Below are 7,287 nucleotides of genomic sequence, written 5' to 3' on the forward strand. Positions count from 1 at the left end.
GCAGGAAGTCGGCCCAGCCGACTTCCTGCGCAGAAGAAGAACGGGGACAAGGGTGACCGCAGGAGAGATGAGGGGAGATGAGGAAAGACCGGTGCCCCAGGGGACCTGGGGCACCGGCCTTCAAGAACTTCGAGGATCGGGGTGCCGTCGATGGTGTCCAGGTCCTCGACGTGCAGCTCCAAGCCGCCAGGCCTTCGGCCTCGGCGGCCTCACCCCCACCCCCACCGCGATCTCGGCTTCCGCTGGGTTGCTCAGGAAGTCGACCCAGCCGACTTCCTGAGCAGAAGAGGAGGTGCTTTGGCCCTGCCGACGGCACGGGCAGAGGCACGGTGACGGTAGGAGCGAGATTCCTTCCCGTTGCCGCTTCGGCGGGGCCGAAGCGGCAACGGATTTGTAGAGGAGCTGCGCAGGAAGTCGATACGGTCGACTTCTCATGGAAAAGGGAAACTTGACTATCGCGCTTGACCTTGGCGCACAACTCTCCCTGCTGCGCCGATAGAGAGCGGGATGAATAGTCGATTCGGCGAGGTGCGTGGCTACGGTGCTGGAGCGGTCTGCCATGAGTCCGCCGTGAAGCAGCCGATGACGATCGAGGCGATGCCGGTGGTCAGGCCGTGGGAGGCGTAGGAGCGAAGTAGTCGCGGAGCATCTCGGTGGTCCATGCGGGCTGGCGCACTTCTCCATGTGGGCCGAATTCCTGGAACCAGGGCTTCACTTCGAGGATCGGGGTGCCGTCGATGGCGTCCAGGTCCTCGACGTGGAGGTCCAGGCCGTCGACCTTGAGGAGGCGACAGCGGGAGGAGCCGAGCCAGTTGATGCGCCGCATGTTCCGGTGGCCGAACACGCCGACCTCGGGCCAGTCCGGATTGTCCCGGGGGCGGCGGGCACCGAAGTTCAGGTCGGTCGGGTCGGTCCTGTGGAACCGGAAGATCACGTCGAGGTGGGAAAACTCCTCCAGTCCCTTCGTCGCGTCGAGCGGGAACCTGTCCCCGTCAAGCCGGATGATGGCGCGTGTCCCTCCCCAGTAGTCGTCGGTCGGTTCGGTGCGGCCTCCCACGACATATCCGAGCGCTTCCACGCTGAAGACGTCACTCACGAACTTCCCCTCCTTCGAACGGACCGCGCCGGGACGGCGGGTCAGATGGTGACTGCCAGGTACTCGGCGGCGCGCCCGTCGACGGAATCGATGGTCGCCACCTTCCGTCCGCGATAGGGAGACAGCGCGCTGCGGATCCGCAGCGCGACATCGCGGGTGCGGGCAGATCGGACGGTCTGCATGGCGTCGAGCGACTGGGACCAGATCGTGCAGGCCTCCTCGATGGCATGCTGCCGGGCTTTCACGAGGCCCAAGTGGCCAAGGGTGACCGCGTGGGTCCTGGTGAAGGAGGAGGCCTTCCGGGTCGCGACGCTGCGGGCGAACTCCCTCGCTGCGCCTTCCAGGTCACCGAGGTCTTGCAGCGCCGATGCTGTCTCGTGCGCCAGGGATGCTTCCCCGAAGAAGAACACCCGGGCTGGTTCGTCGTCGCCGAGGGAAGCCGTGGACAGATCCCGTTCGGCCTGGAGCAGCGCGGCGCTCGCCTCGGCGGTGCGGCCTGCGGCGGCCAGCGCGCGTGCGTAGACGACGCCGAGAAGGGAACGCTCGCGCGGGCTGGCGAGTCCGTACCGGTCGCCGGCCATGGATGCCTCGGCGACGCTGACGGCATGGTGCGGTTTCTGGAGGTCGACCGCCTGGTGGGCCATGGCGCGCAGGACGTGGCCTGCCATCGCGGGGTCGTTGGCTTCGGCCGCCAATTTCACAGCGACGGTGTAGTAGTGCTGGGCGGTGGAGTGCTCGCCGTTGTCGAACGCCGTCCACCCGGCCAGGTAGGCGAGTTCTGCTGCTGCGGAGAACATGTCCCGCCGAATCTGGTCGGAGACAAAGGTCCCGTGAAGGAACTCTCCGACGTCCGTGAGGAGGTACTGCGCGACCGCTGTTCGACCGTGCCCGCCGCCACGGCGCTGGTCGAGCTGGGAGAAGAGCCCCGTCATTTCCCTAACGGCATCGACGTCGGCCTGACCGGCGCGGCGCTGCGTGATGCCGCGGCTGCCGGTGCGGGCCATGTGCTCCCACCAACTGTCGGGCGGGATGCTCAGTGTCCCGAGCGAGTATGTGAGGGTGCGGAGGAGTTGTCTGCGTTCCACGTCAACGTCGATCCGTCCAAGAGCCGCCAGGGCCTTCAGCGTATCCAAGCCCCAGTCGCGCAGGTCCGGTTGCTCGTCCCCGAGCCCCATCGCCGCCAGGGTGATGTCACGGTTCAGCCAGTTGGTGAGCACCTCCGCGAGGTATCGCGGGATGTTCCCGGAGGGCGTCACGCCTTGGCGGACCCACTGCGTGACGGATGCCCGACTCGGTCGTGCCGGATCGTTGTGGCGGGCCGCGACAGCGCACAAGGTCCGAGCGAGAGCTTCGTTCGGTCGGCCTGTTTCCCGGATGAGCTGACCCAGCCGCTCATTGGGCTGGCGAGTGCGCCCCATGGGGGCCTCCTGGCGATGCCGTTTAACCGGTTTAACAACGGACAGTGCTCAACACCTTACTCCCAGTCAACTTGGACGGTTTGCTGTTCGTGCAAGGCAGCTACAGGCCGCACTGCGGAGGTCCCGTCACGTTCGGGCAGCAGTACGACCCGTCTTCCGACAGTTCCGACCCCGAGCGAGTAAGGCGCCCCCATGGAGTCTGGACCACGCATCGCCACGACGAGGTTCCCCGCCGAACGGAAACGGATCGGCGAGCTCCGCCGCTGGGCCACGGCGGCCGTGCCGCTGCTTGGCCTTGGCCTGGACGATCGTCAGTGCGGCGACGTGCTGCACGACGTGGAGCTCATCCTGTCCGAACTCGGCACCAATGCCGTCCTGCACGGCTGCGGCGGCGAGCAGCCGGACGTGAAGCTGACCGCCTCTCTGGCGTACGCCCCGGGCGGACTGCGCGTGTCCGTGACCGATCCGGGTGGCGGCACGCCCGAGTACCGGTCGGCGAGCGACGAGGCCACCTCTGGCCGTGGCCTGAGGCTGGTCATGGGGGTGGTGTCCCGGTTCGGTGTCGAGAGCCTTCCAGAAGGAGGCAAAGAAATCTGGGCCGAGATCGAACTGCCCGATCCGGTACGGCCAACGGCCGCCACGGTCGCGCAGATCGGCCACCGGATCGGGGTGCCTCGCTCGGGCACCGTCGTACGGGACTTCCGGCCCCGGCCAGCCGATGGCAGGCCGCCCGCACGTCCGGCGCTCGACCGAATATCGGCGTAGGCATCTTGCAGACCACCGTGACGCCCGTTCTCGCCCCGCGGCTGGACGTAGGCGAGCGAGCCCGCCAGGAGCGGCTTCGTCGGCGGGCCGAGCTGGGGACGCTGAGCTCCTGGCACCGACGGGAGGAGCCGAATGCGGCCGAAAGCTCCCGCGTGTACCGGGCGTTCGGCCTGCTGCGGGTCGACGGCACCGACCGCACACCTGAGGAAGTGGCGCGCGGTATCGCCGATATCGTGCGCTCGCACGTCCCGCATCGCATCGAGGAGGGCAACTCGCCATGACCGCAATTGAGTTCGAAGCGAAGATTCTCAACATCGAGCCGGAGAAGATGCGCACGCTCCTGATCAATGCCGGGGCTGACCACGTGGTCGACCGGGCCCAGCGCCGGTACGTCTACGACATCCCCGGTCGGCCCGGCGCGTGGGTACGGCTGCGTGACACCGGCACCGACGTCACGTTGTGCGTCAAAGAGATCCACTCCGACGCGGTCGACGGCGTGACCGAAACGGAGACGACCGTCGGCGACTTCGATGCCACGAACACGCTCCTCGGCAAGCTCGGCTATCTGCCGAAGGCGTACCAGGAGAACCGCCGGTCCTCCTGGACGCTGGGCGGCGCGGCCGTCGAGATCGACCACTGGCCGCTGATCCCTCCGTACCTGGAGATCGAGGGCGACAGCGCCGAACACGTCCACGCGACAGCGCTCACGCTCGGGTTCCTCCCGGACGAGCTGACGAGCGAGAACACGACCAAGATCTACCGCCGGTACGGGATCGACATCGACGCGATCCCCCGGCTCACGTTCGAGTGACAGGAGACGAGCCTTGTCAGTTACCCAGCGCCCGGCGGTCCGGGTCGTCCGGGACAAGACCATCCGCATCAAGGTGATCGACGACTGCGGGTTGGCCTGCACGTTCTGCCACAACGAGGGAACACCGGTCACGGCCGACAACCGGGGCCGCACGCCGTTGCCTTTCGTCGCGGGTCCGGGCAGGAGCGGGCGCATGTCGATCTACAGCGAGACGAACGGCGTCGGCTTCCTCTCCGCCAAGATGGCCCCGGACATCTCCTTCCGGCGGGCGGTGCGCACCGTGGCCAGGGCGTTCGACGCCAGTGAGGTTCACCTCACGGGAGGGGAACCCACCCTCCACACCGAGGTGCCCGCGCTGGTCGCGGTGCTCGCCGGGATGGGGCTGAGCGTCGGAATGACCAGCAACGGGGAACGCGGCCGACAGGTCATGCCGGAGTGTTCGGCGGCCGGCCTCAACCGGGTCAACGTCTCGGTCTTCGGCACCACTGCCGAAGAGCTCCAGGCCGTTCAGTCCGAGCGTTTCCGGGCGGCGGGCCTGGCCGGGACGAAGATCCGTGCGGCGGAGCAGACCGTCCGGTCCGCCGTCTCCAACGGCGTGAAGGTCTCCGTGAACATCGTCGTTCCCGGAATGGCCCACGTGGACCGGGTCGTCAACCTGGTCGAGTCGTACGGCCAGTTCGCGGATGTGCGGATGCTCACCAGCATCCAGGACGGACCGGAGTCGATCGCGGCGATCTCCGAAGTGCTGGCTCGTGTCGGTGCGGAACCGGTGCTTCGGACGTTCACCGCCGGCACCTCCGACGAGCGCACCCTCTACCGGGCGCTCGGCGGCCGGGCGGTCTACGTGAAGCGGCTGCTGCCCGTGCGGCTCCCGGACACCTGCGCGTCGTGCCGGTTCAACAACGACACGGACTGCGAGGAGGGCTACTACGGCATCCGCCTGTACCTCACCGAACAGGGGGAGTACATGGTCGGCGTCTGCATCCAGCGCATGGACCTCTGCGTCCCCGTGGCCGAGCTGCCGAAGAGCGGGATCGTGGAAGAGGTGCAGGCCTTCAAGGACGCCGAAGTCCGGCGGCTGACGAACCAGTACGGTGCCGCCGCCTGAGTAACGGGCCCTGTCGACAGAGCCTTCGTGGCCTCGATCGACCCTAGCGAGGCCGCTGGCAAAGCGCGCGGCAGGCGCCCGGCTATGGGTCGGTAGATCGGGGCTCGCACGTTCGCGTGCCCTGGAGCTGAAGGGGTGGAAGCCGCCCAGGCCTTCGGCCTCGGTGGATTCCACCCCCACCGCGGTGAGGCTAGGGCTTCGCCTCGCCGCTTTGCCATCCACGGCATTGCGCAGGAAGTCGGCCCAGCCGACTTCCTGCGGGGACAAGGGTGCTTCTGCCGCCGCTTCGGCAAGGCCGAAGCGGCGGCAGAACTTGCTCCTGGCCCCGAAGGTGGGCATCCGCATCAAGGCGATCGGCGACTGCGGGTTGGCCTGCACGTTCCTGCTGGAGGTCGCTCAGCTGCTGTGCGGTGACGTCGGGGCGTCGGGGACGATGTCGAGGACGGCCATCATGCCCGCGTCCTCGTGGTTGAGGATGTGGCAGTGCAGGACGGTCCTGCCGGTGAAGTCGTCGAAGCGGATGCGCAGGACGGCGTTGCCGTGGGCGGGGACGTTGACGGTCTCGTGCCAGCGGCTGCCGGGTGGGGTGGGGGTGTCGTTGACGCTCATCAGCTGGAAGTGGTTGGTGTGGACGTGGAAGGAGTGTTCCTCGCCGGTGTCGTTGACGACGCGCCACTCCTCGACGGTGTTCAGTTTCGAGGTGATGTCGACCCGGTCGGGGTCGAACTGCTCGCCGTTGATGTAGAACTCGGTGCCGGCCGCGTTCTCCGTGTAGACGATGTCGTGCCGGGCGGCGATCGGGGCGCCCGCGAGGTCGTCGTTGGGGGCGAAGCGGACGGGCAGTTCGGCAGGCTGCACCGGTGTGCCCTGGGAGACCACGGTGGCCAGGTCCACCTGGGGGAACTGGTCCCCGGCCGGTCCGGTGTCGTAGGCGAGGGTCTGGAGCTGGGTCGTGCCGGGCGGGCCGCCCTGCACCAGAACGTCGAAGCGGGCGCCGGCCGGAATGACCAGGGAGTCGGCGGAGTAGACGCGTTCGACCGGGTGGCCGTCCTGCGCGATCACGTGGAACGCACTGCCCGGCAGGTGGAGTTCGTAGTAGATGTTGGCGCCGATGTTGGCCAGTCGCCACAGCTGGGTCTCGCCCGGCCGGATGCTGATGACCGGGTTCTGCTGGCCGTTGACGGTGCGGTTGGTCGGTGCGCCGTTGCTCAGGTCGTCGGTCTTGACGGAGTCGCCCTCGACCTGGTCGTCCTTGAGCGCGACGGTGTGCTCGGTGATGTGCCGCAGTGAGTGGGGCAGGTACTGCTGCAGCCCTTCGACGATGATGATGCCCGACTCGCCGCCCGCGACCTGGGCGGCCGAGCGCTCGTGTTCGTGGGAGTGGTACCAGTAGGTGCCCGGCGTGATGTCGCGCGGGATGCGGTAGCGGTAGTGGTAGGTCTCACCGGGTTCGATGGCGATGAAGACGTCGTCGGACGGGCTCTTGGGCGACACGTGCAGCCCGTGGACGTGGAGGTTGGTGTCCTCGGGCCCGGCGTTCTTCATGGCCAGTTCCACCCGGTCGCCCGGGCGGATCCTCAGGGTGGGCGGCATGTAGCGGTCGTTGTACGTCAGCGCGTACAGCTCGCGGTCGCCCACCGCGACCTTGCGTCTGGCCACGACGATCTCCGCCCTGAGCAGGCCGTCGTGGCTCACCAGTTCCGGGGGGTCCTGGAGGGGTTGTCCGGACCCGGCCTCCGGTGGCTGCCCGGACTGAGGGGCCGGCCGGACGGCCCAGGACACCGGCGCGCTGCCGATGGTGAACGCCAGGGCGAGTGCCAGCGCGGCGGCGAGCCGGGCCGGGGCGAGATGAGGCCGCATGAGGTACGTCTCCATCAGGGAGGCCGCGGAGCGGGGACGAGGACCGGGCCTCCATCCCATCCCGGACGTCCACGTGTCGCCCGCCGGGATCGGCCACCCGGCCCATCAGCCTTCCTGCTCCTCGCCGGTAGGGCGAGGGCCCGCACGTTCGCGTCCGAACGTGCGGGCCCTTTCGTACGGCGGCTCAGCGGGCGGCCAGGGCCTCCAGGAGGCGGTCGAGGGAGGTGCC

General features: G+C 68.2%; 7 protein-coding genes. 4 read left to right on the top strand and 3 right to left on the bottom strand.

The window, feature by feature from the left end; all coding sequences use genetic code 11:
* Window positions 1–607 precede the first annotated feature (607 nt).
* Entirely contained in the window at window positions 608–1,096 is a 489-nt protein-coding gene (locus J0670_RS24720) for an SAM-dependent methyltransferase (protein WP_207813860.1), read from the bottom strand.
* A gap of 41 nt (window positions 1,097–1,137) precedes the next feature.
* Window positions 1,138–2,313 carry a Tat pathway signal protein gene (locus tag J0670_RS24725; RefSeq protein ID WP_307806673.1) on the bottom strand — a complete coding sequence of 392 codons (1,176 nt, stop codon included), beginning with the start codon at window positions 2,311–2,313 and terminating at the stop codon, window positions 1,138–1,140.
* A 393-nt stretch (window positions 2,314–2,706) separates the two neighbouring features.
* Between J0670_RS24725 and J0670_RS24730 the strand changes: the two genes are divergently transcribed.
* Genes J0670_RS24730 through J0670_RS24745 form a run of 4 tightly spaced genes read left to right on the top strand, consistent with a single transcriptional unit; the run spans window position 2,707 to window position 5,198 of the window.
* Complete coding sequence (locus tag J0670_RS24730; protein ID WP_207813861.1) at window positions 2,707–3,279, top strand: ATP-binding protein; 573 nt, start codon at window positions 2,707–2,709, stop codon at window positions 3,277–3,279.
* A gap of 5 nt (window positions 3,280–3,284) precedes the next feature.
* A complete protein-coding gene (locus J0670_RS24735) occupies window positions 3,285–3,560 on the top strand; it encodes a hypothetical protein (RefSeq protein ID WP_207813862.1) in 276 nt (91 codons plus the stop codon).
* On the top strand, window positions 3,557–4,090 hold the full coding sequence (locus tag J0670_RS24740; RefSeq protein ID WP_207813863.1) for a class IV adenylate cyclase: 534 nt from the start codon (window positions 3,557–3,559) through the stop codon (window positions 4,088–4,090). The genes J0670_RS24735 and J0670_RS24740 overlap by 4 nt, the downstream gene beginning before the upstream one ends.
* Before the next feature lie 13 nt (window positions 4,091–4,103).
* Complete coding sequence (locus J0670_RS24745; RefSeq protein WP_207813864.1) at window positions 4,104–5,198, top strand: radical SAM protein; 1,095 nt, start codon at window positions 4,104–4,106, stop codon at window positions 5,196–5,198.
* A 396-nt stretch (window positions 5,199–5,594) separates the two neighbouring features.
* Here J0670_RS24745 and J0670_RS24750 read toward each other — a convergent pair whose 3' ends face one another.
* Window positions 5,595–7,058, bottom strand: a complete 1,464-nt coding sequence (locus J0670_RS24750) for a multicopper oxidase family protein (RefSeq protein WP_243437470.1) — start codon at window positions 7,056–7,058, stop codon at window positions 5,595–5,597.
* Window positions 7,059–7,287 lie beyond the last annotated feature (229 nt).

Origin of the sequence: Streptomyces sp. FH025, from assembly GCF_017427025.1 — a bacterium.
GTDB lineage: Bacteria > Actinomycetota > Actinomycetes > Streptomycetales > Streptomycetaceae > Kitasatospora.